General features: G+C 39.4%; 24 protein-coding genes. All 24 read right to left on the bottom strand.

What is annotated here, in order from left to right:
• Positions 1-842: 842 nt before the first annotated feature.
• The 24 genes from PRIP_RS12360 to PRIP_RS12470 all read right to left on the bottom strand — a co-directional run bounded on the left by PRIP_RS12360 (position 843) and on the right by PRIP_RS12470 (position 24,369).
• Positions 843-2,132, bottom strand: coding sequence for an adenylosuccinate synthase (locus PRIP_RS12360; RefSeq protein WP_036084544.1), 1,290 nt, complete (start codon positions 2,130-2,132; stop codon positions 843-845).
• 324 nt (positions 2,133-2,456) lie between these two features.
• A complete protein-coding gene (locus tag PRIP_RS12365; protein WP_052008909.1) occupies positions 2,457-3,314 on the bottom strand; it encodes a DUF1672 family protein in 858 nt (285 codons plus the stop codon).
• Between the two features lie 126 nt (positions 3,315-3,440).
• On the bottom strand, positions 3,441-4,193 hold the full coding sequence (locus PRIP_RS12370) for a hypothetical protein (RefSeq protein ID WP_036101428.1): 753 nt from the start codon (positions 4,191-4,193) through the stop codon (positions 3,441-3,443).
• 343 nt (positions 4,194-4,536) lie between these two features.
• Positions 4,537-5,571 carry a hypothetical protein gene (locus PRIP_RS12375; protein ID WP_036101429.1) on the bottom strand — a complete coding sequence of 345 codons (1,035 nt, stop codon included), beginning with the start codon at positions 5,569-5,571 and terminating at the stop codon, positions 4,537-4,539.
• Positions 5,572-5,831: 260 nt separating this feature from the next.
• Positions 5,832-6,152: a hypothetical protein gene (locus PRIP_RS12380; RefSeq protein WP_036101430.1), complete on the bottom strand. Its 321-nt coding sequence runs from the start codon at positions 6,150-6,152 to the stop codon at positions 5,832-5,834.
• On the bottom strand, positions 6,130-6,954 hold the full coding sequence (locus PRIP_RS12385; protein ID WP_036101431.1) for a hypothetical protein: 825 nt from the start codon (positions 6,952-6,954) through the stop codon (positions 6,130-6,132). The genes PRIP_RS12380 and PRIP_RS12385 overlap by 23 nt, the downstream gene beginning before the upstream one ends.
• A 24-nt stretch (positions 6,955-6,978) precedes the next feature.
• Positions 6,979-8,655, bottom strand: a complete 1,677-nt coding sequence (locus PRIP_RS12390; protein WP_036101432.1) for a hypothetical protein — start codon at positions 8,653-8,655, stop codon at positions 6,979-6,981.
• Positions 8,652-9,083, bottom strand: coding sequence for a hypothetical protein (locus tag PRIP_RS12395; protein WP_036101520.1), 432 nt, complete (start codon positions 9,081-9,083; stop codon positions 8,652-8,654). Before PRIP_RS12395 ends, PRIP_RS12390 begins: the two co-directional genes overlap by 4 nt.
• 3 nt (positions 9,084-9,086) lie before the next feature.
• Positions 9,087-9,500, bottom strand: coding sequence for a hypothetical protein (locus PRIP_RS12400; protein ID WP_036101433.1), 414 nt, complete (start codon positions 9,498-9,500; stop codon positions 9,087-9,089).
• Positions 9,487-9,738, bottom strand: a complete 252-nt coding sequence (locus tag PRIP_RS12405) for a hypothetical protein (protein ID WP_036101434.1) — start codon at positions 9,736-9,738, stop codon at positions 9,487-9,489. The genes PRIP_RS12400 and PRIP_RS12405 overlap by 14 nt, the downstream gene beginning before the upstream one ends.
• Positions 9,738-10,088, bottom strand: a complete 351-nt coding sequence (locus PRIP_RS12410) for a hypothetical protein (protein ID WP_036101435.1) — start codon at positions 10,086-10,088, stop codon at positions 9,738-9,740. The genes PRIP_RS12405 and PRIP_RS12410 overlap by 1 nt, the downstream gene beginning before the upstream one ends.
• Positions 10,082-10,501: a hypothetical protein gene (locus PRIP_RS12415; RefSeq protein WP_036101436.1), complete on the bottom strand. Its 420-nt coding sequence runs from the start codon at positions 10,499-10,501 to the stop codon at positions 10,082-10,084. The genes PRIP_RS12410 and PRIP_RS12415 overlap by 7 nt, the downstream gene beginning before the upstream one ends.
• Before the next feature lie 54 nt (positions 10,502-10,555).
• Positions 10,556-15,064, bottom strand: coding sequence for a type VII secretion protein EssC (gene essC / locus PRIP_RS12420; RefSeq protein ID WP_036101437.1), 4,509 nt, complete (start codon positions 15,062-15,064; stop codon positions 10,556-10,558).
• Between the two features lie 10 nt (positions 15,065-15,074).
• On the bottom strand, positions 15,075-16,304 hold the full coding sequence (essB, locus tag PRIP_RS12425) for a type VII secretion protein EssB (RefSeq protein WP_036101438.1): 1,230 nt from the start codon (positions 16,302-16,304) through the stop codon (positions 15,075-15,077).
• A gap of 19 nt (positions 16,305-16,323) precedes the next feature.
• Positions 16,324-16,575 (bottom strand): EsaB/YukD family protein, encoded by a 252-nt coding sequence (locus tag PRIP_RS12430; protein WP_036084580.1) that lies wholly within the window; start codon positions 16,573-16,575, stop codon positions 16,324-16,326.
• Positions 16,576-16,593: 18 nt separating this feature from the next.
• Positions 16,594-17,103 (bottom strand): type VII secretion protein EssA, encoded by a 510-nt coding sequence (essA, locus tag PRIP_RS12435; RefSeq protein WP_036101439.1) that lies wholly within the window; start codon positions 17,101-17,103, stop codon positions 16,594-16,596.
• Entirely contained in the window at positions 17,093-20,446 is a 3,354-nt protein-coding gene (esaA, locus tag PRIP_RS12440) for a type VII secretion protein EsaA (RefSeq protein ID WP_036101440.1), read from the bottom strand. The genes essA and esaA overlap by 11 nt, the downstream gene beginning before the upstream one ends.
• Positions 20,447-20,634: 188 nt before the next feature.
• Entirely contained in the window at positions 20,635-20,931 is a 297-nt protein-coding gene (locus PRIP_RS12445; RefSeq protein ID WP_036084585.1) for a WXG100 family type VII secretion target, read from the bottom strand.
• Positions 20,932-21,218: 287 nt separating this feature from the next.
• Entirely contained in the window at positions 21,219-21,581 is a 363-nt protein-coding gene (locus PRIP_RS12450; protein WP_036101441.1) for an MmcQ/YjbR family DNA-binding protein, read from the bottom strand.
• Between the two features lie 13 nt (positions 21,582-21,594).
• Complete coding sequence (locus PRIP_RS16375; RefSeq protein WP_052008910.1) at positions 21,595-21,945, bottom strand: iron chaperone; 351 nt, start codon at positions 21,943-21,945, stop codon at positions 21,595-21,597.
• A gap of 148 nt (positions 21,946-22,093) precedes the next feature.
• The gene (locus PRIP_RS16380) at positions 22,094-22,570 is read right to left on the bottom strand and encodes a PepSY domain-containing protein (protein WP_052008911.1); all 477 of its coding nucleotides are present in this window, start codon (positions 22,568-22,570) and stop codon (positions 22,094-22,096) included.
• Positions 22,458-23,525, bottom strand: a complete 1,068-nt coding sequence (locus tag PRIP_RS16385; protein ID WP_149023824.1) for a M56 family metallopeptidase — start codon at positions 23,523-23,525, stop codon at positions 22,458-22,460. The genes PRIP_RS16380 and PRIP_RS16385 overlap by 113 nt, the downstream gene beginning before the upstream one ends.
• The gene (locus PRIP_RS16390) at positions 23,479-23,988 is read right to left on the bottom strand and encodes a M56 family metallopeptidase (RefSeq protein WP_241434180.1); all 510 of its coding nucleotides are present in this window, start codon (positions 23,986-23,988) and stop codon (positions 23,479-23,481) included. Before PRIP_RS16390 ends, PRIP_RS16385 begins: the two co-directional genes overlap by 47 nt.
• A 15-nt stretch (positions 23,989-24,003) precedes the next feature.
• Positions 24,004-24,369: a BlaI/MecI/CopY family transcriptional regulator gene (locus tag PRIP_RS12470; protein WP_036101442.1), complete on the bottom strand. Its 366-nt coding sequence runs from the start codon at positions 24,367-24,369 to the stop codon at positions 24,004-24,006.
• Positions 24,370-24,432 lie beyond the last annotated feature (63 nt).

Below are 24,432 nucleotides of genomic sequence, written 5' to 3' on the forward strand. Positions count from 1 at the left end.
GTTAGCACGTATATTCGGATTATTTAGCAAACTAGCGAGTTCATCTGGCAACGCGAAATAAGTGTAGTACGTGGAAATCAAACCTACCTGCGCCAGTTGTTGTCCAGTTAATGTCAATTTAAGTTTCCCGTTCTCATAAACAGGGGCCAATTTTGAATCTTTTAACACATTGATGGTTGCCGCGCTCACTTTCGCATTCCCCGTCTGAATCGAAGGTGTACCGCCTTCCAATTGTGCAGTCACAGGTGCCACCACTAGTACACCCGCAGTAGCTAATGTCGCTACCACTTTCATTTTCCCATTCATTCCCATTCTTCATTTCCTCCTCTTATTTCCTTTTTACCAAGGCTTTGCCTCACATCGAGAAGGGGTCTTAAGATGTTTTACTTTTCTCTTGCATCCTAGACCGTTTGTGTCATCCCCTACACAAATGTGCGTACCCATATTTTTCGAGTACAGGAGCATTGTAAATCTTTCTAAAGAGCAATTCAACTTATATCGCCTGGTGTCACACACTTATTATTGGAATGTATTATTTTTCACCTTTTGTCATTTTTTCTTATTTTTTGTAACTTTGAAATAACAATCGTAATTTATACAATCATTATTAGTTTATCCTACCTTGTTCTACAAAAAAGAAAAACCATGTAAACAATGAACTAAAAATTCATTATTTACACGGTTTATTGGGGCAGGATTGAACACTGCGTCTTGTTTTGCGTCTCCGAATCCAGCCTCAAGAGCCAGACCCTCGAAGTTTTCACAGCCTCCATAAAAATCAAGTGAGGATTTTTATTGCGCCTGCTCCAAACTTTGTCGGGTCTAAACGGGCTCTTTCGGCTTTATAGGCGCCACACACTCTTAACCACATGTGTCTGCGAGCGGTCTGGTCCTACGGAGAACATGGAGACTTGTACTCCGGTTAGCTGGGCGATGCGTTCCATGTAATGGCGGGCGTTTGCTGGCAGGTCGTCTAGGGATTTCACTTCTGTGATGTCTTCTGTCCAACCCGGTAGTTCTTCGTAAACTGGTTCGCAACGGGCTAATTCTTTTAAGCTCGCTGGGAATTCTTCGACTACTTTGCCGTCTAATTTGTAGGCTACGCAAACTTGCAATTTCTCAATGCCTGTCAATACGTCAAGCAGTGTCAATGAAAGGTCTGTTAAACCACTTACACGGCGGGCATGGCGTACAACAACACTGTCGAACCAACCTACACGGCGCGGACGGCCTGTCGTTGTGCCATATTCGCGGCCAACTTCACGGATTCTGTCGCCGATTTCATTATCTAATTCTGTCGGGAACGGACCATCACCAACACGCGTTGTATAAGCTTTCGCCACACCAACAACGTGATTAATTTTCGATGGACCAACACCGCTACCAATCGTTACCCCACCAGCAATCGGGTTACTCGACGTTACGAACGGATATGTACCTTGGTCAATATCCAACATAACCCCTTGCGCACCCTCAAAAAGAACACGTTTGCCATCATCAAGCGCATCATTTAAAACAACGGCTGTATCGCAAACATATTGTTTGAACTGCTGGCCATACTCGTAGTACTCTTCCAGAATATCCTCAATTTTAAAACCTTCAAGCTCGTAAAAACGCTCTAATAAACGGTTTTTCTCTTGTAAGTTATGTTCTAATTTCTCTTTGAATGTCTCTTTGTCTAAAAGATCAACAATGCGGATTCCCACACGGGCAGCTTTATCCATGTACGCAGGGCCGATTCCTTTTTTCGTTGTACCGATTTTGTTTGCGCCTTTGCGCTCTTCGTCAGCTTCGTCAATGCGAATGTGGTACGGCAAAATCACGTGCGCACGGTTAGAAATACGCAAATTGCTAGTGTCCACATCTCTGTCGTGCAAGTATTTAAGCTCGGTTACAAGCGCCTTAGGGTCAATAACCATACCATTTCCTATCACACTAATCTTCTCTTTGTAAAAAATACCCGATGGAATTAAGTGCAACTTGTACGTTTCCCCATCAAACTTAATCGTATGACCCGCGTTATTCCCACCTTGGTAACGCGCAATCGCCTCTGCATTCTCCGAAAGGAAATCTGTAATCTTTCCTTTTCCTTCATCGCCCCACTGTGTTCCTACAACAACAACTGAAGACATCTAAACACCTCATTTAATTGATCTTTTAAGTACAGAATCCCATACTTTTTCCACTCTCAATTGTACCGTTTGTCATTTCAATAGTCAATCAATTATCGAACGATTTGTGAAAAGATGTTCTAAATTGTTCGTTTATATGATGGGTATGGTGGGATTGGGTGGAACGGAACGGTGGATGTTGTGTAAATTGAAAGGTGAGACTATTTAATTCTTGTGACACAGTTCTCGATGCAAGCCTTTACTGATGTTGGATAAATCGCCTAACATCTTTTTTCAGCTATTATTTCAAAACAGCTTTATCCTTCCATCAGTTTCGCCTCTTACTCATTTTGTTATCTCGTCTACAGCTATGGATGTTCCAACCGAATCTCCAATCGCTTGACCACTTGCCGCATCAATCAAATTTCCATTTACTATGACAGAATAAGTACCATGTGGTAATCCTTGAGCTTCTTTGAGCGATTCAATTATTTCATTGACCTTATTTTTATCTGCAGGTGTATCATCTATAGTGTATAACGAGATTACAATCCCCACCAAAGTCTTTGGATTTTTCTCTTTTTCAAATAAAGTTCGCAATGCTACCTTGTCAATAGTTGGAGTTGACATGTATAATTGATAGATATCTGGTGCCCCTGCTCCTTGCATATTTAAATAATAATATTTTGTAACATATCCAGAACTCCTAGTTTTATTTACCGCTTCATCCGTTAAACCAATAAAACCATATTTTTCAGGCATATCTTTTACAAAATCATCTAAATTAGCGAACTCGTTTTCATATGCCATAGCATAGAGAGCAGTCTGGATATCCTCTTCTACATTTCCTTTTTCTGACGTTACTGTATCCAACACTTTTTTCTTATGAGTATCAACGCTAACAATGACTGATGTGTTGAATTTTGGTTCTTGTTTAGATTGCAACATAACTACGGAAGCATTTCGTGCTGGAACAACATTATTCGCTTTGACATCCATCTTATATTTCTCCGTAAAATAGTCTATTGCATATTGAGAAATAGTATCTTTATTCTCAGTAACTATCTCCTTTGTTTTGTCCCCATCGATGAAAATAAATCCTTGCCCTACATAGTCTTGTACCGCAACTTCTTGGTCAGTGTCTTCTATATTGTTTTTAATATCTATAAAACTGCATCCTCCTAAAATGAAGCAAACAGCCATTCCTAATAAAAAAATACTTTTTTTTCATTGTTTCACTTTCTCCTCTCAAAGTCAGCTACCCTCTATCGGGTAGATTTCTGTTGCTGCTCTCTTTCTAAAACTAAACGCTTAGTGCCTCCAAGTTTTTCATCTCCTTTTTTTCTTAACTCTGTACTTTGTAGCTTCTTCATAAGAAACATTAAAACTTGAAAATCTATATCTGCAAATTACTAAAATAATAAATTCTTGTACAGCGATACTGAATAAGAACATTAATGTCAAAAATACCATTGGCCCAAAAATATTTGTACTTAATCCGATTATAAAGAATAGCCAAATTATTAAAAGTAAGTAACTACCTATCATTATTTGCATTAACAGTTTCAAATCTTTATTCCATTCAAATAAACCCACACCCTCTTTTTTTAGAGAACCTTTCAATATTCCTGATCTTACTAGGTGAAAACATATTAAAAATTGCATCAAAGCTAGCGTAACTGAAACAATTATCCAAAGGTTGAACTGTTGCCCCCACTCCCCATTTAGCGCGAAAAGATGGCACAAAAATAATGGTTCCACCGACATGACTATTGTGTATAATACCATCAAAAAAGTCGCAAACATTTGTGTCCTATACAATATTTTCCCCCAAAATATACAGATTACTAGATATATAAAAAGGCAAAGGAACACAAAGAGCAAACAACTATAAACGATAATTGTAAATTTCCCAATAGCTTTAATGTCTAATGCTAGCCTTATTATCAATGTTGATGTTCCTAGTATGACTAGGGAGTATAACCATAAGCCTACTAAATATGTAAACACACCACCGGGATTTAATCTATTATGTGCGATAATTTTTAATTTCAAAAAATATTCTTCTTCTAATCTCCACATGGAACACACCTTCTCTCGAAATATTTTTCCTACAAATCGTTCAATCCATTTCATTTTAATTTCATCTATCTATAGAGACTATTAGCTTTTAATGTATTTAGAAATGACATTTTTATCATACTTTATACCAAAAATTAATGTACTAATATCTTATCTGTCATATTTTCTATTTTTTCTAACATTATAATTCACTATATTTCTGGAATACTGATGGCTTGTTCTTCGCTCACCCATTCATACGGACATTACGACTAGATTTATTGGATTGCATTCATTATGTAAGAAATGATAAGCTACCACAAATTTTAATAGCTTATCATTTCATTTTGTATTTGCACTGGTTTTAGACCTTCGCTATTCTTTTTTCTATGAAATCATAGAATGCTTGATTAAATTCATGCTCTTTTACTAATTCTTCTTTATGTTCTACAAAATAAGCTATCATCTTTGCAAGACATTCTTCCTTAGGTATACTAGCAGTAGTCTTTTGAAAATGTTTTTTGCTTACTTGCCAAACATAATTATCTGCTACTTCACGAAGACTTGGAACTGCTTTTAATTCACTAGCCAAAATTATCAATTCAAGCTGAGCCACACAACTAGTTACTGATTTTTGGATAATAACATTCTTGCCCCCACAGTGTTTCAAATATGTTACTACTTCTTTATATAATTTGTTCATGTTTTTATTCGTTAATTTTCGTTCAGATGCGTAACCATCCAGCGCATCGTAAACCTCGCGTTGCATAAAATCTACGTAATACCACAAAATCGCTTCATATGCGGAGCTCTCAAATTGAGTTCCTTTTTCATCTTTTATCGCTTGCAGAAAATAGGGTTTGGCTTCTTCCAAAGGCTTGTAATTCGGAGTGTTTTTCTGCCTATACTCGTCACTACTTAATGTTTTTTTTATAAATCTAGCATAATTCAGTGCCCCCAAGGATTGATGTTTTGCAGTAGCTACCTCAAATAGCGCTACAATCCTGCCTACCTTGTTTTCAAATTCAGGATCGTTGATGCCATAGCACGCAGAATAAATATCCGCTAGTCGTGTTTCAGCAAGATTTTGCCCCTGTTCTACACATTTTTCACTCGCATCAATCCATTTTTCAAACCATTTATCATGCTTTAATGCAGTATTATACTTTCCTTTGCTTACATAATAGTAAGATAGTGTCTCTGAGTAATCCTTCTCAGCATTCTCTACACCATCTTGAACTGCATTGTGAAGAATCCTCTCTCCCTCTTCAGCATCACCTGTTACTACGAGAAAACGTCCCAACATTCCCGGTGTTATATGTTTTGCTTCCACAGCTTGGGCAATGTTTTCTTTATATTTTTTTAGCTCACTTGGACTCGCCGCTTCCCAATCTTCCACTGTTCCGTAAAGATTTTTGGCATTATTATTATTAATTCCACCCAGTATTTTTTTTTAAAAAAACTCATGTCTGCACACCTCACTATTCATCATTTCCCTAGTATTTCAATACCTCTTAATCCTTTAGGAATATTTATCTTATTGTATATATCATTCCAGGATTCTTCTGGGAATCCGTCTTTTAACTAATCTGTTTCTATGTACATTGACAAGGCACTAACAAATAGCACCTTATCAATTAGTTTATCTAGCTATATTATTTAATCTATTGCGGCTATGCTTGCTTTCCTCTTCTCCATGAAATCATAAGATGCTTTTGTAAACTTTATATCCTTGTTGCTAAGCTCAGATTCATTAGCTAAATAGTACTTACTCAAAATATCCATGGCTTGATCCCTACTCATACTTTTCGAGAAATTGGAGCCTCGTTTTTTATCAATTTGATATACATAATTATCACAAATTTCTTCCATTTCTCCTTGCTTTTTCAAGAAATATGACAGACTTAGAAAGTCAAAATAGATGCTATAATTATTTAATGTAGTGTAGATATAATCCTTATCCTTTATATCTGGTGCCATATAACTCAAAACCTTTTTTTTCATTGTATTTTATATCTTCAGCGATTCCATCTAATTCTATTTCTTTAATATAACAATCTATCGCTTGAGCTACTTTTTTATGGATAATAGTAGAGTAGTAACGAGCCATCGTCGAATAAGCATAGTCCCTGTCCGATGTATTTTTTTCATCAGTCAATGCTTGTAAAATATAAGGCTCGGCAGAACTCCATTCTACGTCTTGACTATTCTTTATCTTTTTATAAGCTTCTGTCGCCAGCTTGTCCATAATAAAAATAGCGTAATTTAATGCGGCTCTTGATTGATGTTTTGAGGCAGCTATTTTGTATAAACGAATAGTTTCTTTAGCTATGTCCTCAAATTCTGGATCATTTATATCATAGCAAGTACTATAAATATCGGCTAATCTAACTTCAGATTCTTTTTCTCCGTTTTCGACGCATACCTTGGCTGCATCCACCCATTTAATATACCACGGGTCTTGTTTAGCAGAGCGATTATATTTATCTGTCATCATATAGTAATATGAAACTGAATCTACATAATCACTTTCTGCCCCCTCGACATTATCCAGTACCGCCTGATGGAGCATACGCTCGCCTTCCTCTGGCTCCCCGGCTCCCATTAAAAATCTTCCCAGCATCAAAATAGATACTTCGCCATTCTCTATACCATTAGTGATATTTTCTTTGTATATAGCTAATTGTTTTTTGTCAGCTTTGCGCCAATCTTCACCTGTCCCATATAAATTCTGCGTTTTGGTGAGATTAGTAGCCCCAAATATTTTTCTGAAGAATGTCATTTTATAATTATCTCCTCATATAATTTAATTTGTTAATGCCTTAGCACCTCTCAGTCCCTCTGGCACCTTAAGTTTTTCATAAATCTCTTCCCAAAGTTGCTCTGGGATGCCATCTCTCACTAAGGTACTAGTGATATTTTTTGAGATATCAATGACCGCTTTCGTTTGTTTACTATCATATATGTTCACTAATTTTACTTGGGCAGAGTTATATTTATTAATTTCTGCGTTGAATTTTGCAATAATTTCTTGATCATCAAGATCAACCATTGCACCTGATTGCCATTCTCTAATCCCAATCCCCGTATAAGCACCATCTCCCACACCATGCGGTAACTGGAAATCATAGTACTTATTAACGATAGCCAATTGTTCTTCGGTAAAGCCACCACCTAGTTTAGATGACAGGTCTTTCAGACGATTTCGCTGAGTACCATACAAATCATTAAAATCCGAGGTGTCGAAATAATCGTGCCAGCCTTTTCCTAGGCTGGATTCGTCAATTGCTGCGGCTACTCGGCGGACGTTGAATTTGCTGATGACTTTGGATGCGATGAGGCCAATGCCTTTTTCTCCTCCGATTAGTGTCATGCCTAGTAGTGGGTTTTTGATGGTTGTTACGGCTAGGTCGATTTTTCCGGCTATATTTTCTGCGTTGCCTGCAAGTTTGAGTGTGCTTGCGAGTGTTGAGCCTTCTTTTAGGCTTGCTCCTAGTTTTGTCACGATGGCTCCTGCTCCGAACGATAGGCTTGAGGCGATGAAATCTACGCCTAGCCATACTTTGTCTTCGGTGTCTAGTATATCTCCTGTAATCATGTTTGTGCCGCCTGTGATTCCGACAACGGCTTTCGTGCCTAAATAAGCGAGCGCGGGGGCTGCTAACAAGAGGGAAGCGCCACCTGTGACAAATGCGGAGGCTACTAAAGCCACGCCTACCACGACGCTTAAGCCGATGTCTACCCATTTTAGCCAGCCCGCATTGTTTTCATGCCAGGTTGACTTTAGTTCTTCAAATTCGCCTAGTTGGGTTGGATAGAATGCGCGGACTAAGTCGTCGTTGCTCATTCCTTTTAATTCTTTGATGGTGTCTTTGTCTGTAATTTCGCCATTTTCCATGAGTTGATGGATTAGTTTTACGCGTTCGTCGTAGAGTATTTTAGCTGCATGGATAGGTGTGTCACTCGAGTTCAGTATTTGATCTAAGGTGTATTTGCTTTGTGTCGTGTAGGTCGAAGTCATCCCAGAATAAGTATCAGTGATGGTGTGTGTTTGGTCAAATGTGAGTTTGTTTGTTTTGTAGGTATTGTTCCCCTCATTGACATTATCGAGTGTTTTTACTGCGTCATTCATTGCTTGGGTAATCTTTCCGTCAATGTTTTGCATGACTTCTTTGTGTATACGACCAGCTAAAGTGACGAGTTCATTGGCGTGTTCGTATTTCTTTTTTAAGCCGCTTTTTCCTTTGCTAGCGGATAAAGAAGATGTTCCACGTGCTGGAAATAAGTCCGACAAACCTTGGCCGTTTAGTTCTGCTTTGACTTCTTTTATGCCATCTAGTATATCGCTCATGCGTTGTAAGGCATAGGATTCTGAGGTCATTTGATTGCCTGCACTATAGCCAGAATAGTATGAACCTGTATAAGTACTCCCGCTGCTAGAAGCATTTTTGAATAAGGATTTGTCACTTTTATAAATCGTCATGAGACACCTCCATTTTTCTGGTCTTGGATAACCGTTTTTACTTGATTTACTACACCGTTAGGGTCTTGTTCACATGCTAATTTAAATTCAACGCTTGTTCCTTCTTCGTTTAAAAGTGCATTGACTACTTGCATCGCTAGCATTTTATCTGTGTCAATCATTGATTTGTAGGTATTCTCCGTTTGTATGGACAACACTTCTGCCAACGTTTGTAGTGTTTGCGCTTTTAGTGTAAATCTTGAAATAGTACCTTGCTCATTATTTACTATTCTATCCTTGAACTGTCCTTCCATGCAAATAGCACTTATTGCTTCTCCCGCTTCTTGGAGGAGTTTCGTCAGTTCTCCGGAATGTTGCACAAGTTTTTGCATTTCGACTAGAAGTTGTTCTTGTTCGGTCAATGAAATAGAAATTTCTCCACCAGTCATTTTTTACACCTGCACTTTCATAAACTTGACTAATTGTTTTTTTAATGTTTTTCCTGCTATTGATCTTGCTTTTTGTCTTGGTAAATCATATTCAATGAGTTCGCTGTCATTGTCAATAATGAGAGAAGAGTATGTGCATTTACCGTATTCATAATATTGTAAGTTGAATGCTTCATTTTGGTTATAATAGGCTTGTAAACGAACCAGCGCGTAGTCCTGCCATATTTTTGTGTCCTCGCTTTGTTTTTTTGTGTCTAGTTGCTGTAGGAGTTTTATGTTCTGGTAAAACACAGCTAGTAACACCATCTTTGTTGTCCGTTCTACGGTGTATTGATTATCTTGCGTCTTTTCAATGACATGAGAAAACATTTTGTTTTTGTCTACATCCACTGCACAAGTAAAACTATTTAAAATCATATATCGTTTTGCTTTTTGTATATTTTTTAAGTATATAACCATATTCAGAGCAAATTTCAGTAGGTTCGTCATCAATAATTAACTGCATTTTTTCTAAATCTTCATATCCTTTTTCTAGGACTATTTGGAGATTTTCACGTTCATCCTCGGTATAAACTGGGATTGGGATATTAAAAATTGAGATGGTATCGTCATTTAGCATATTCAACGCATACAATGCTTCACTTGTAAATTCCACTAGGCATCGCTCACTTCTTTAAGTACTTTGGCTTCTGAAACATGATTCAATAAGTAGTCTGCACCATCGGCAACATCTCGATATGCTGTTACCGATTTATTGAAATCTTTTCTGAAACGCATGTAAAAACTTTTCAATTCTTCGTATTCTGTTTTACTTTTACCTTTCCACATAGATTCTTTGGCAGTAATTCGATCGAGGTCAGATGGAATGGTATCATCGATTAGCTTGACTGCTGCTTTTAGTTTCGTAAGTGCTTCTGCGGCTCTCGCATTATTGTATTTTACTTTGTCTGAGGTGAATTTGTCTTGGATTGAATTGATATTTTTTAATTCGGAAGTGTCTACCATAACCACCCATCCCCTTTCTTCTCATGCTCCCAAAACATCTTTCCTTCGTTGTACTTATCTACATCATCACTAATGCTATTATCAAGTGTTTTCTTTTTGCTTTCTAAAGTTTCACACAATGCTTGAATAGATTTTATGGAGTCATTGGCAAAATCAACATAATCTTCAAGGTCGCCAATGTCTTTTCTTAGCTTTGTCGATAATGTTGATAAATACGCGTAACCACTGTCACTATCCAATCTCTGCACTTTCTCACGGTTTGTATCAATAAATGTGACCATGGAAGACATATCCCCAGAGCGGGATTCATTTAATTTATTGGAATGGATTACTTTTATAACTGCTTCATATTTTCTTCTTTTAGTTTTATTTCTATTAATTCTCTCTAAAAGCTCTGCATCATTTCCAGCCATTTTATCACTCCTTTTTATGTAGCTTGCTTGAGAAAACAAGCTACATAAGTAATTCTACATACCTAGTTTGACTTTCTGTACTTGTCCTTCAAAAATTATATAAGCTTCTGCCTTACCTAGCGGCTTCTCTTGCATCATTCTGTTTGTTGTATTGAATACGCTCTGATCAGAAACGCGCATCGAAAGAACAACCAACTTACTATCTTTTATTTTATTCACTAAATCACCATAGCCTTTATTGATAACACCTACCTCGTTTCCAATAATAAACCAGATACCTGTCTTACCATCTTGTTGTAGCATTTCAAATAGCTGCGATTGTGCTCTTGAAGACAGAGACTCATTGATTTGAAGCAACCCATTAAAGATAATACATTTTCTAGTATACTTTTGATAAAATTCAAATGGATTAGTAGGAATATCTGTTGACTGCACCATCTCTAAGTAAGCTTCTTCCCGTTCTTTAAACTCATCAAAAACATCTTCAATGTACTCTTCAATTTCGGATATCACTGATAAATAGTCATCGACAAGTTGTCTTGTATTTATAAGTCCCATTGACGACTGATCTATGACTGCAGTTTCGACACCTGCTTTTTTAACTATGATTTTTGCAAATGCATTCAGGTTATTCACAACTTCGGATGAACTTCCTGCTGAAACAATAACATTTTGCTTATAAAGAGGAATGGCAACTGGCTCTGCGAATTCATAATCGATTCCTATTGGTAAGTCTCCGTAGCTTGCAAGATGCTTATCTGTGGCTTCCATAGCAAAGAATTCTTCCATGGAGAACTCTTCGGCCACCATTGGAATTGGTCTTGGGAGTGGGCCTGTCCAGTCTGCTTTCATTTGTTCGGCTTCTTTTTGATTTGCTTCAATAATTTCTAAGGCATTTTCACCGATATTTGGTAAGGCCGCTTGGAACAATGTCGGTTCATCTAATTTGATAAGTCCTCGACCAGGTAATTCCTCTATAACCATATCTGTTCTGCCCACGATAGCACTTGTGTCTGACTTGTCTATCATGAATAAGGCTAACTGCATTTTAATATTTGACGCTAGTTGCATTCTAAGTGCAGCTTGGCGAACTCCAGATATTAGTAAGTGAATGCCAATACCCGCACCTTCTCTTGCAACTTGCGTAATCAAAGGCTCTAACATATTAACTAGAACATCTTCTTCTCTAATTGCATCATAGTTGTCTATTAAAATCATAATATACGGTACTTCATTACCACTAGCTTGTTCATACATTTTTAAATTAGCTACACTATAATCGCTTAGTAATTTCTTACGTTTTCTGATTTCGTCTGTTAATCGCCGTACAAATTTCTGGCATTTCTCAAGCTCTTCTAAGCCAATTGTATCTGCAATATGAGGAAGATTCTTAAGTGATAACAAACCATTTGTCCCAAAATCAAGTAAATAAGCGTTCAAGTGTGCTGGTGAGTGTTCTCTTGCTAGCCCAAGCATCATTGTTTGCAAGAATGTAGATTTCCCAAACCCTGGACTTGAGAATACCGCTAAGTGGCCATCTTTCGTTAAATTAATAGCATGTGTATCTTGACTTTGCATGTGTGGTTGATCCACGATACCAACCACTGGCTCTAAATCTCGTTTCTCTTTCGCCCACGCTTCTTTGTAATCCACAACATGCAGATCCGGCAAATAAATCATATCTTCTAGCGGCGGCAACCACGGACGTGGCAGCATCGCGATGTTTGCTTCTTCTGTGTAGTCATGAATATAGTCAATAACCGCGTCAAGCTCTGATGGTACTTTTGAAATGTCTTCTTTGTCGCCTAGGCCGCTTAAGTCTTCGGTTAGGATTTCGTATTGACCGAGGTCGTTAATGGCGTAAATTGTTGTGTCGACTTGTTCTTGGTCGTCTTTGTCTGGGACGTAGTCGGCGCCGCTCCATGCGCTTTGGAATAGTTCGTAGATTTCGTTGTTGCCGACTTGGAGGTAGGCGCGTCCTGGTAGTGTGATTTCGGCTGCGTCTGGTGTTTTTAGGATTTCGTTGGAGTCGGATGCGTTTTGTACTTTCAATGCTAGTTTGAATTTCGAGTTGGACCAGATTTGGTCATCCACGACGCCGCTTGGTTTTTGGGTTGCTAGGATTAAATGGATGCCTAGGGAACGACCGATACGGGCGGTGGAGACTAGTTCTTTCATGAATTCTGGTTGTTCGCTTTTTAGCTCGGCGAACTCATCGGAAATCAGGAATAAATGGGGCATTGCTTCTGTTGCTTCGCCTAGTTTGTATAGTTTTTGATATTGGTTGATATGGTTGACGTCGTGTTCGCCGAATAAGCGTTGACGTTTTTGTAGTTCGGCTTTGATGGATGCTAAAGCCCGCATGCTTTGTGCGCCGTCTAAGTTCGTGATTGTTCCTAATAGATGGGGCAGGTTTTTGAATAGATTCGCCATGCCTCCGCCTTTGTAGTCAATGAGTAGGAACGCGACTTCGTACGGGTGGAAATTCACGGCAAGTGAGATGATGTAGGACTGAATAATCTCGGATTTACCGGAACCTGTTGTACCTGCTACCAAACCGTGTGGCCCGTGGGCTTTTTCGTGTAGGTTCAGGTTGACGATGTCGTCTTTTCCGCGCAAACCTAGTGGAACGGCCAAGCTCTTATAGGTCTCATTTTGTTCCCAACGTGCACTGATTCCTAGTTCTTCCACGCGCTCTACACCATACATTTCTAAAAATGTTACGGCTTCTGGAATCGAGTTTTTCAAGTTTTGTAGGTGGTTTAGTGGCGCCAATGCTCGGCTGACGCTTTCTTTGTCAAAGTCTGCTGGGAAATGATCCAGCGCGAAATGACGATTGACTAGTTCGCCTTGTTCTAGCAAAATGTTACCGCTTTTTGCGTCGCGGATGTCAATAACGGTTTTTACGTGTTCTGGCAAGCTTTGCATTACGTCTTGCACGAAGACAAGGGACACGCCGTACTCGCTCGGGTCTTCGTTAAAGAATTCCATGACGGTATGGTCTAGCATTAGTTTCTCATCGGTGATTAATACCACGTAATGCGGCGAGAAGTACATTTGCTCGTTCTTGTTGCCTTTTTCATCGATGGCCATCTTGCGGTCTTTCAAAATTTGATACAGTGAGTTCAGCACTTGGTCGCGCGAACGTTCATGATATACGAAACCGCGAACATTGATGTCACGCAGGCTCGCATGGGGTAGCCAACGCATCCAGTCCCACTGTTCTTTTTCTTCTTCTGGGAAAACGGTGATGAATTGCAAATCATAGTAGCTGTGGAAAAGGGCGGTTTGCATTACTAGCAGCTGCAACTGCTCAATGACTAGCGAACGGTGCCCGATATAGCCAACCGGTCCGTGCATTAAATCCGTCCCCATCGGCACGTCTTTTACCGAATAATATTGCGATTTCAGCTCTTTTGCACTGTCTACTAACTCGTCTTTGTCTTGCGTAAATTCTTCCTCTTGAAATTCGACATTAAAAGAGGTATTCTCTTCCCCGGTCCCAACACGATACGTCAAAAAGTCATGGTGAAACATCGTCTTTTCGTAAATTCGGGAATCGACAGAAAGCGCCATGTCACGCACTTCTGATACTGTCGGAAAATGATAATGGAGCGAATGGGCTTGTTCTTCGGCTGCCGCGTGAAGTTCGGATGTTTTGTCCTTCAAATAACGACGGTAGCTCGCGTCCCGTTCTTTCATGTCCACTTTATATTTCTTGCGGTTTTTCACATACGTTACTATCGAGAAAATTAGCGTTGCGCCAGTCATCCCAAGTGTCATCAATACAAAAATCGGATTCGGTCGCAAAATCATCATCACAATCGACATGGCAATCATAATTAGCGGTGGAATAATGATTTTCATCAGTTCTTCACTTGGTTTTGACGGCTTACTAGGTGGTTTTGCAATCGTAATATTGCTTTCTGGGGCGCGATAAATAATCCGTGGTGACCGGTGGTAATCTGGATAATCATCACTAAACGCATTATCTGGCGCCACAAGTTGAGCTAGCGTCGCATGCACACGGCCTTCGCCAGCCATCACTTCGATGTCTTCCTTCCCAATTCGCATTGTCACCCCGTCGAAATACAGCTGATCGCCAGCTTGTAGCAAACATTCGGATTCCACGCGATAATAATTGTGATACACGACACCGCCGTATACGCTCAACTTAAACGGCGTACCCAGTTCTTCGCGAATAAACAACAAATCCGCCGTCGTACCCGCAATCACCACATCATTAAAATCCTTCTCGCCAAACGTAATCGAATATTTCGTCGTCGTATCAAAAACTTGCGATGCCACATCTTCCGTCAAATAAAGCTGTAACACTTGTCCGTCCGATGTTTCCAGATTCAGACGCTCATTCAACGCAAGCGGCATATCTCCCAAATACCATTGCTCTGCGTCCTCATTCCACGCCACTTGTAGCGAATCCGCGAAATTCTCATAAGTCACCGTATGATGCAAATCGCCGCCGATTGTCACTTCTTTTTTTATATCTAATTGGCATTTATGTAGCTGATTGCCATAACTAATCGTGAGTAGTTGCTTCTCCATTGCCATCCCCCTATTCTACTTCCGATGTTGCTTGTGCTTTATCTTCTGCTTTTTGGTCGGCAGCATCTTTAGCCATTTGTTCTTCTGTTTTCTTTTGGTCTTCTTTGATTTTTGTCATTTCGCCCTTGATTCGTTCGCGCTCTGACACTTGCTTGGAAGCTTTCATCTCTTTGTCCGCGTTTACTTTATCTAATTCTCGGGACAAATTATACAGGCGCAATTGCGTGTCTTCCTCTGCCATCGCAATTTCTTTTGCCTTTGCTAATTCGCCTTGTCCATCATAAATCCAGAACAACATGAAGTCTTCTGGTGATTTCAATGTAAGTTGTGCGAGCAATTTATCTTTCTGCCACTTCGCCAAATTCGCTGTTTCCAAATACGATTTCGCTAACTCATACTTGCTCGCAACAGGTAGTTTCGTTGCATCAACATCTTCTAATTCCGTGCTTACTTTCTCATAATCTCCCGCAACAAACGCCGCATTCGCACTGAGCAACTTCTCTTGAAACGGTACTTTTACAAAGGAAAAATAAGCAACCGGAACTGCAAGAACAAGTGCAGCAATGATAAAACCAATCGTCAAACCTTTAAACAAGCGATAATTTTTGCGCGGTACCATCGTCATTTTGCGTTCTACAGATGCTTTTTCTTTCGTATAGCTTTCGGTCAAAATCGTCTGAATTTCCGCCAAGTCTTTCGCATCAATAATACTGCGCTCAAACGCCGTGCCTTTCGCATTGATCAACGACCCCGAAATCAGCTCATCGTATGAATACTTCTTCGAAAAAAGCGCCACGATCAGGCATTTATATTGCTTCAAAAACTTCTCTTCTGTCATCGTATACGGTGGCAAAACATCCCGAATCCCGCGGTATACCAAATAGGGCACCTCATTCACATCAAAAACCATGTTATCCGGATGCAGGAAAAACGTAAATCGTGTCTTCAATAACTCTGAAAAACGCGCGACATTGCCAACTGCACGCAATTTATCATTTCGACCAAGCGCTTGTAAGTTCTCCCACGTTATCTTGTCTTCCGTATCAAATGTGATAGTAAGCGCTTCTCCTCTATCTTCGAAATCAGCGGCTACAAAGAAGTTAGACCGTTCTTTTAATAACGCCAATTGACGCATGTCTTTCACCTTTGTTTGTGATTTTGAAAAACCGACTTGCCATTTCGCTCCATCTATTTGAAAATTATATTCCATCGCATCTACCATTATTTTTCTCGTAATCATTTTTCTCTAGTCTCCCTTTTTATAAAATTTCAATAATGTCCCCGTCCGTGATTTGGAAATCAGTAAGCCTGTCATCGTCAGTAAGCAATAATTCTTTATTCGCCACTTTAATCGCACAGTGAGACATGTTGGGCTGCGTCATTTTTAATGTTTCAACAAGATTAAGTAGTAATGCTTTGACTGGTTGGTGTTTCGGAATGCGCAAATCATGCGTCCGCCCACCCCATTTTTTAAAATTAATGGTAACGTTGATATGTGTGTCTTGTGCCATTGTTTGATGCTCCCTTCTTTATTCCCATACTTTACGAACTAGTGTGTAGAGCAAGCCGCAAATAAGAACCGCTATGCCTCCAAGTACCCACCAAATCGATTTGCTTTCTTTTTCAGTTTCACTTGCACTCGTTGCATCGGTTTGTGCAGCTTCTGTGTTGTCTTTGAATAACGTCGCTCGTGTAGCTTTTGACGTATCGGCTTTCGTATCCTCGTCTGCGAATAGAGATGCTTTCAAATCTTTTAGTTGCTTATCTTCATATGCTTTGATTTCAGCGTCGCGTGTTTCATTTTCTTTGGAGAATAAGTTGAGTTGCTCTTCTTCGGCAGCCGTTTGGTGCGTGTCTTTTTCGGCATCCTTTTCTGCTTCGGTTTTTTTAGCGCGATCCACTTGGACTTCCATTTTACCATCATCGCCAAGATAGGAATCCTCGTCTGTTGCAGCCAGTGTAGCGGTTGGGAGCGCGAGGCCAAGACCAACCACTATACTAGTGGCAAAGAGGAAACGCGTTATTTTTCTATGCGTCATAATCATCGTCTCCTTCTGTTTTTTTGCTGCGATGCCAAACAAAGAGGTTCACTACAATACCAACTACGGCCGCAGCAATCATGCTGTACATCAAGATTAGCCAATCATCTGCTCGACTCGCAAAACTATTAAGCAAGTTTTCCACATATTGTAACGGTGACATGGAGCGTACAGTTGACAATATCGAATCCTTATCAATTTTCAAACCAACTGCTTCTGTCAAGAATAGATACATCGCTAAAATTGCAAGAAGCAGGAACATCCCAATCATTCGTAGTTGGCGTAATAAGTACGTCGCAATCGTTACGAACACGAGCATAATAAGGATAATAATCCCCATCCAAGAAACAAAAAGGACGTTATGCAAATCAAGGAAATAGGCAGAAATCGCGCCAATAATCGCACCTTCAATGAGCCCAATACCGACTGTTAGCAACGTAATTGGCGTGTTTTGGTAAGCCAGTGCCATTTCTTCTTCAAAATCATCTTCTTGCTTGCGTTTACGTTCTTGTGCCGCGATAACATAACCTGTAAATAGTGAGACAATAAAACATACTAGTACGATTAAATACGGTGTAAACGTGTCTCCTGCTGCAATCGTCTCTCCTTTTACTTTTGTTACTGGATTACTCAAGAAATTGTATAAATCTTCGTTTGGACGATCCCCGACACGACTATTTTTCATCACATTAGCGAAATTACCCGCAAATGTTTGGTCTTGGCCTAACTTATCAGACATATTGGCGGATAGTCGCTGGGCTTGCGTTACGATACCAAGTCCACTATTTTGAATGCTCTTAGCTTGCTGATCAATAGCATCAAAAGTTTTGTACACACTGTTGGCGGAATTAAGGTTTGTTGTAGAAGTATCGGCGAGTGATTTGCTCTGCGTGAGTAGTGTTTGAAATTCGTTACTTAGTGCCAGCGTCGCTGATTTTTCGTCGCCTGAATTCGTAACTACAACCCCACCTTTGTCAAGCAAATCTTGACTTGCTTTGCGCCACGCTTCAACATTTTCAAGCATTTTTGCAACACTTTGGTTCATCGTTGCTGCTTGTGCGGTCGCTTCGTTTAGGCGGTCTGTGAGTATATTAGCATTGTCTTTTGTTGTCGCCACACGTGCTTGTGATTCGTCTACTTGTTGCTGAAAAGTCACCAGATCTCGCTGAATGAATCTTGTTACGCTGTCGGTAATTGCCGAAACGATTGCCGTGATACGGTCGTCATTGAATTGCGTGTAGTATGAATTAGCAGTTGCCAGTTCTGCAAGACTTTTTCCATCTAAGTCAAGCGCGTCGTTGGTCGCATTGATGCCGTAATACACACGGAATAGCTCCGCAAGACGATAGTATGGCGCTACAAATTTAGCTGTATCATCTGCTGTACTTTTCACTGTTGCTTGCAGGCTACTTAATACTTCTTGGCGTTTTTTCTCCACATCTTCTGGATTTAGCATGTACTGCGTATCAATCCCAATATGACTTGTCTCAACTGTTGGGGGATTTGGTTCTACCGGCGTTACTGGTTGCTCCCCACCTTGTTCACCGTCCGGATCTGTTGGGTCTGTTGGGTCTGTTGGGTCTGTTGGGTCTGTCGGTGTTGGTGTCACTGGCTCCGATGGTGTTGTTATTTCTTTATACAAATCAATGGCAATCGGCTGCTGAATAAAGGAGCTTGTCAACGTTTCTTGTTTCATATAAAGGTCAATCGCTAACGTCGCTTTAAAAGCAGGTTCACCTTCTGTCGTAAATTCTGGTTTCAAATCGATATACCAGAGTTCTTTATTCGTGTCGTAACTAATATCAGCAATAGGAACTGGATATGTATCTGAATTAATTTTGACAGCATCCATTCCTTCAAAAACAGAAAAGCCACGTGGAACTGCAAAATACAGTCGCTGTGTTCCTTTCGATGGTTCAATTTGGACTTCCGTCGTAATTGGATAGCGATAATAACCTGATACATTGCTACTTATTGCTTTAATTGCATCCATTTTATCCGTCATATAAGCCGCCATCGCATCATCTATTTCTTTATCGCGTGGTAGCTCAGTCATAATAGTGTTATCCCAATCTTTGTTGTTCTCTGAGGCGTATTTCTCTGCTAGTTTCAGGACGTTTAAATACGTTCCAGCATCGTAAACACCGTCTGCTATTGCTTTTTTAAAGACGCTCTTATCATGGTTGCTTAGTTGTTGCATTGCCCGCCAAATAGCGTCGTTAAAGCGATCATGTAACTTGCTATCTGCCAAATCATTTAGCGATATCGTTTGAGGGTTTCCTGTGTCTTGTCCTGAAATATAGTTTTGCAAATCTGTTCTGACGTTTTCTGTTAGGCCCTCACCCATTTTTGTTTTTATTTCGGTGTTAATCATGGATACTTGCTCATTTATTGTGTCGAGATATTTCTGAACGCTGTCAACTTGGACTGCCATTGTTTTGTTTTCAGCCATCTTCTGAAACTGTTCGTAAATGGCGTCATTGGAGCTTTTTAGGCTAGCCAGTTGTTCGGAAACGTCTCCTGTTGACATGGCTTGGTCGTTTTGTGTCATTTTTTCTGCAAATGATTTCGTTACTATTGCGTTTGTTTCTTGGTTCTTTGCCAGTTTTTCGAGGGATTGGAAGTAAGTTTCATTGGTTTTAGTACCGTTTACAAGCCCTGTTCCAAAGCCTTTTAGCGTATCTTGTAATCCACGGAAACTTTCTTTAGATGTCCCTGTATAATCTTGTACTGTTTTGAATTGTTGTGTATATTGTGAAAGTGGTGCATTTACATGGTCATTATAGATAGAACCATATGTTTCTTCTTTAGCTACTAATTTCTTTATGCTATCCTGTGCTGTTTGTAAACTATTTAAAATCGTGCCAAAATAAACATCGATAACTCTTCCGTTCAGTTCATTGACTTTGTCTAATGCGACACGCTCTGCTTCCGCTTCCGCATCTTTATTTCCTGTTTTACTAATTTGATATTCAATCGTTGCTTTTTCCGGGTTTTCTGAGTTCATAGACATTGTTTTTTCGGAAAAATTTTGCGGGATTGTAATCACCAAATCATATGTACCACTTTTCAGCCCATTTCTAGCAAAACTAGCTGGGGGCGTTTGCCAGTCTTGGTCATTCTCTTTTGACACTTTGGCTGTCAGCGCTTTTCCAAAGTTAATATCCGTGCCGTCTACTACCGTACCGTTATCATTATTTACAAGGGCGATTGATAATTTCTTCATTTTCCCTTCTGTTTCCTTCTTCACCGCATTTTGTTCTAATGCTAAGAACGAGGTCCCCGTTGAAAGAAGCAAGGCCAGCACAAAAAAGACCAGAACGCTCCATTTTATTTTTTTCACTTGTATCCACTCCCGTAGTTAGTTATATATAAGAAGCACCTCTGTACTTCGAATTATCAAATTTTTTAGATGACTTTTCATCTCCATTTATCTAATAGGAAAAGGCCATACACTCTTGGTTGCATGGCCTTTTGACAACTGCATAAAGACTGGTAATATGTATACTTCATGCAATTTCTGATAGCGCTTTAGTTTAAGCCGAAGTTGCGAGATAGAGCTGCATCGTTTTCTTCCACAGCTGTTGCAGTTTTGCTTAATTGTTGCTCGATTTGGTGCATTAAGTTAGAGAAATCCGTTACTTTCGGTTTCAATTGTTGGAATTGATCATCGAATTTACGGAATGCTTCCCCTTCCCATTCACCACGTAATTGTTCTTGTAACTGTTCTAATTCTCTTAAAATTTGTTCGATGTCTTGTCCTTTGCGACCGTAAGTTTTTGAGCGATCACGTAGTTCTGCTGGACTCATTCTAATTTGTCCTGACATGCCATTCAACTCCTTCTTTTTTTATAAAATTAATAGCTCATATTCGAGTTATCTCTGTAATTATATCAAATAAAAGCTAATATATGTTAGGTCTAATTGTGAATTTTTTGTGAACATTTGGCAAGAATAGCTATGAAATACTAATAATGCACGAAATAATTCCTCTCAATTTTGCAAAAATATATAGTTAAGCGCTTTTCTTTGAATTTTGCAGATTTTACAAAAAAAACAAAAATCGGTTGCAATCATGGAATAGTATCCTTCAATCACCACCGATTTTTTCTTATTTACATATCTCCTATTTCTTCCCGCCTATATTTAGGTAGCTTTTGCAAAACTTGCTCGTAACTGTGTGCCAACAGTTTAGCCAAAAATTCTTCGTTCTGCTCCTCATCCAGTAGCACGGAAACCCAGTGTGATTTGTTCATATGATAGCCGGGAATAATTGCAGGATTCTCAATACGCAAAATCTCGCCTTGGCTCGGTTCTACTTTCACTGTCAAAATGTTACGGCCTTCCTTATTCGTTCCCAATATCGCGAACATTTTTTTACCGACAAAATAACGATCAGCGGCCCATTCTGCTTTATAATCATGTTTTGTGCCTTTTAATTGTAATGCCGCTTTATGGATGGCCGGATATTTATTCATCGCTTTGCCCTCCTTAACCGACGTGATTTCGTATCACAATTTCTCGACAAAAGTCAAATAGTACAGGTATGGCCTCTTCGTCTTTAAATTTCACCTTGACACAGCCTTTACCAAATTTAGCATTTGGCAGACGGTTTTTCATCTCCGAAACTAGCTCAAAGTCGAGTGTATGCACGGAAAAATGGGTTTTTGCATTTGAAAAAGCAATGTATTGCTTGCCAAATTTAAAAGTTGGAATTTGATAGGATATTTTTTCTTCAAAGTCAGGATAATTTTCACGCATGAACGTTATGAATTTCGTTGTCCATTGGCGTTGTTCGTCCACTTCTAAATCCGCCACGTACTGATTTACAGTTTCAACCATATTTACTCCTCCCAATCTACTCTTTTTAGTGCGTTCTGTATTAAGTATAGCCTAAATGAACCCCTTCTCTCAATGAATTACATTAGAAAGCATCGAAAAAACCATCCATTTTTCAAAATTGAGAAATAGATGGTTTCATTCAATTTAATTAGTCATTATCATAGCGATCATCGTCATATTTGTCGTCGTCATCATACGCAGATACGTTGTTGTTTGTGCTTGGCTTACTCGTGTTCGGCTTTGTCGGTGTTGTTGCTCGAAGCACTTCTTTCTCGAAACCATAGACCTTCGAATCCGTAGCGCCGATTTCCACATCATATTCTGTGTTACCGTTGATGATTTTAATATCATATACTTTGCGACCATTTTCGTAGTCTACATGCGATTGTGTTACTTTTCCACCACCAGTTTGGCCTAATGCGATTTGTTGCGCTCTAGCTGCAGATATTTCTGATGTTTTTGGCTGGCTTGATGTATTCGCTTTTGGTGTTGTTGTCTTTGGTGTTGTTGCTTTAGATTGGCTTGTCGAATTGCTCTGTGATGCACTTTTTTTGTGATGTATTGCTTTGTGGTGTGTTATTTTTTGATGTTTGTGTTTGTGGTGTTTTGACTGTCTCTTTCTCATAGCTTGAGATTTTAGAGTCAGTAGCGTTGACATCCATTTCGTATTTCGCGTTGCCATTTACAATTTGAATGTCATATATTTTCTTGCCATTTTCGTAGTCTACAGTTGCTTTTGTTACCCTACCTCCGCCTGCTTTAGATAGGGCAATTTGTTTTGCTTTTTCGATTGTAATCTCTGGCGTTACTTTAAGCCCAGTGGCTGCTGTATTCTTGATTGTTTTTTCCTCAAAGCTGTATACTTTAGCATCTGTTGCGCTAATATCGAAATCGTACTCCGTGTTTCCTTTTACAACTTTAATATCATAAAATTTCTTCCCGTTCTCATAATCAAGGCTGTATTTCACAACTTTACCGCCACCAGCTTCGGCTAGTGCAATTTCTTGCGCACGCTTCGCTGTGATTTCAGCTGATGCCTCTGCTTTGTCGCCATCTTGATTCATGAAAATACTGCCCGATAAAATAATAGCTGTTACGGTTGCTACTCCGCAAAGTGCTGCTACACCTGCTTTTTTCTTACTTGTGTCCATAATAGATTTCAGTCGATTTTTCAATGTCTTTTTCCCTCCGTAAAAATTAGTAGATAGTGCTGTGCGTTGTACATTTTTATTTCGGATTAGACCAATAATGGCTTCTCCATACCTTCTTCGTTTTTCAATATCCGCTCCTTGTAAAAGTGCTTCATCACATGATTCTTCACAATCATTTTGAATGGCCTTGCCCATTACGTATACTGCTGGATTGAACCAATGAATCGCGGTCACAAATAGCAATAGTGTGTTCATCCACAAGTCTTTGCGTTTATAGTGCACTAATTCGTGCCGTAAAATCAGTGCTAGCTCTTCTTGATCAATTGTTTTGTTTGGCAGAAGAACAATAGGCTTCCGAAACCCTATCAACATTGGGCTAATTTCAAATGCGCACATATGTATATCGATACGCTTTGACTCTACTCCCATTGCTTTTTTTTCTTTTTTCAAATATGGTTAAAATAGCTTTATCTGTTACTGAATTACTCCATCTGCGAATCATGTGCAAAAATCGGTAATGCTTCCAAACATTATATGCTAGAAAAACAATGAACCCAACAAGCCAAATGCTGAAAATAATAACTGGTAATGACCAAACATCGCTAGTTGTTGTTTCTTGGCTCGGCGTAGTTGCCACGATTTCTTTGCTCACAACCTCACTTACATTGGTAGTAGGAGCCTCTAATACGGACTCCGAAGCGACAGGTGTTTTTATCGCTAATGGATGTTCAAAATCTGGTCGAAATGGCAGCAGTAAACCTATCAGTACCGCAAACCAGATATAGTAGCGCCATTTTGCTGCGTATTTATCTCCGAAAAAATGATGGAAGACTAACACTAAGGCGATAATAAGTGACATTGTAAGTGATGTTTCAATTAGTGCATATATCATTTGTTCCAAGTTTTATCACTCCCTTTTTGAAAGCCAATCTTTTAAATCGTCTATGTCTTCGTCGGAAATATCACCACCTTTATACAATGTATTGACAAGACCCACGAGCGAATTATTATAGTGCTTCCCTAAAAATTGCTCGGTTTCCGATTGCAAGTACATTTCTTCTGTTATGAGCGGTGTATAAGTTCTCTCACGCCCAACTTTTTCACTAGTTAAGAAATCACGTTCAATAAGTCGTACCAACAATGTTAGAACGGTTTGTGGTTTCCAGTGCTTATCGCTGTCCAACATGGCGATAATTTCGTTTGTCGATACTGGCGGCTGACTTTTCCATACGGCTTTCATAATTTCAAATTCGGCATCCGGTAACCTTTTCATCCTCTTCACCTATCACTTTCTACAATTGTCGTTAATTAAATTCTACACTTGTAGTTTCTCAAA

It is taken from the genome of Paenilisteria riparia FSL S10-1204 (assembly GCF_000525995.1).
GTDB classification, from domain to species: Bacteria; Bacillota; Bacilli; order Lactobacillales; family Listeriaceae; genus Listeria_A; species Listeria_A riparia.

Bases quoted from the DNA above. Each gene is read 5' to 3' on its own strand.
- PRIP_RS16380 (WP_052008911.1), bottom strand. From the start codon at position 22,570: ATGAGAAAGAGACAGTCAAAACACCACAAACACAAACATCAAAAAATA.
- essA (WP_036101439.1), bottom strand. From the start codon at position 17,103: ATGACGCATAGAAAAATAACGCGTTTCCTCTTTGCCACTAGTATAGTG.
- PRIP_RS12400 (WP_036101433.1), bottom strand. From the start codon at position 9,500: ATGATTTTAAATAGTTTTACTTGTGCAGTGGATGTAGACAAAAACAAA.
- PRIP_RS16385 (WP_149023824.1), bottom strand. From the start codon at position 23,525: ATGGGAGTAGAGTCAAAGCGTATCGATATACATATGTGCGCATTTGAA.
- PRIP_RS16375 (WP_052008910.1), bottom strand. From the start codon at position 21,945: ATGGTTGAAACTGTAAATCAGTACGTGGCGGATTTAGAAGTGGACGAA.
- PRIP_RS12370 (WP_036101428.1), bottom strand. From the start codon at position 4,193: ATGTGGAGATTAGAAGAAGAATATTTTTTGAAATTAAAAATTATCGCA.
- PRIP_RS12430 (WP_036084580.1), bottom strand. From the start codon at position 16,575: ATGGCACAAGACACACATATCAACGTTACCATTAATTTTAAAAAATGG.
- PRIP_RS16390 (WP_241434180.1), bottom strand. From the start codon at position 23,988: ATGATATATGCACTAATTGAAACATCACTTACAATGTCACTTATTATC.
- PRIP_RS12390 (WP_036101432.1), bottom strand. From the start codon at position 8,655: ATGACGATTTATAAAAGTGACAAATCCTTATTCAAAAATGCTTCTAGC.
- PRIP_RS12360 (WP_036084544.1), bottom strand. From the start codon at position 2,132: ATGTCTTCAGTTGTTGTTGTAGGAACACAGTGGGGCGATGAAGGAAAA.
- PRIP_RS12380 (WP_036101430.1), bottom strand. From the start codon at position 6,152: ATGGCACCAGATATAAAGGATAAGGATTATATCTACACTACATTAAAT.
- PRIP_RS12410 (WP_036101435.1), bottom strand. From the start codon at position 10,088: ATGGTAGACACTTCCGAATTAAAAAATATCAATTCAATCCAAGACAAA.
- PRIP_RS12385 (WP_036101431.1), bottom strand. From the start codon at position 6,954: ATGACATTCTTCAGAAAAATATTTGGGGCTACTAATCTCACCAAAACG.
- essB (WP_036101438.1), bottom strand. From the start codon at position 16,304: ATGATTACGAGAAAAATAATGGTAGATGCGATGGAATATAATTTTCAA.
- PRIP_RS12450 (WP_036101441.1), bottom strand. From the start codon at position 21,581: ATGAATAAATATCCGGCCATCCATAAAGCGGCATTACAATTAAAAGGC.
- PRIP_RS12415 (WP_036101436.1), bottom strand. From the start codon at position 10,501: ATGGCTGGAAATGATGCAGAGCTTTTAGAGAGAATTAATAGAAATAAA.
- PRIP_RS12395 (WP_036101520.1), bottom strand. From the start codon at position 9,083: ATGACTGGTGGAGAAATTTCTATTTCATTGACCGAACAAGAACAACTT.
- PRIP_RS12365 (WP_052008909.1), bottom strand. From the start codon at position 3,314: ATGGCTGTTTGCTTCATTTTAGGAGGATGCAGTTTTATAGATATTAAA.
- essC (WP_036101437.1), bottom strand. From the start codon at position 15,064: ATGGAGAAGCAACTACTCACGATTAGTTATGGCAATCAGCTACATAAA.
- PRIP_RS12445 (WP_036084585.1), bottom strand. From the start codon at position 20,931: ATGTCAGGACAAATTAGAATGAGTCCAGCAGAACTACGTGATCGCTCA.
- PRIP_RS12470 (WP_036101442.1), bottom strand. From the start codon at position 24,369: ATGAAAAGGTTACCGGATGCCGAATTTGAAATTATGAAAGCCGTATGG.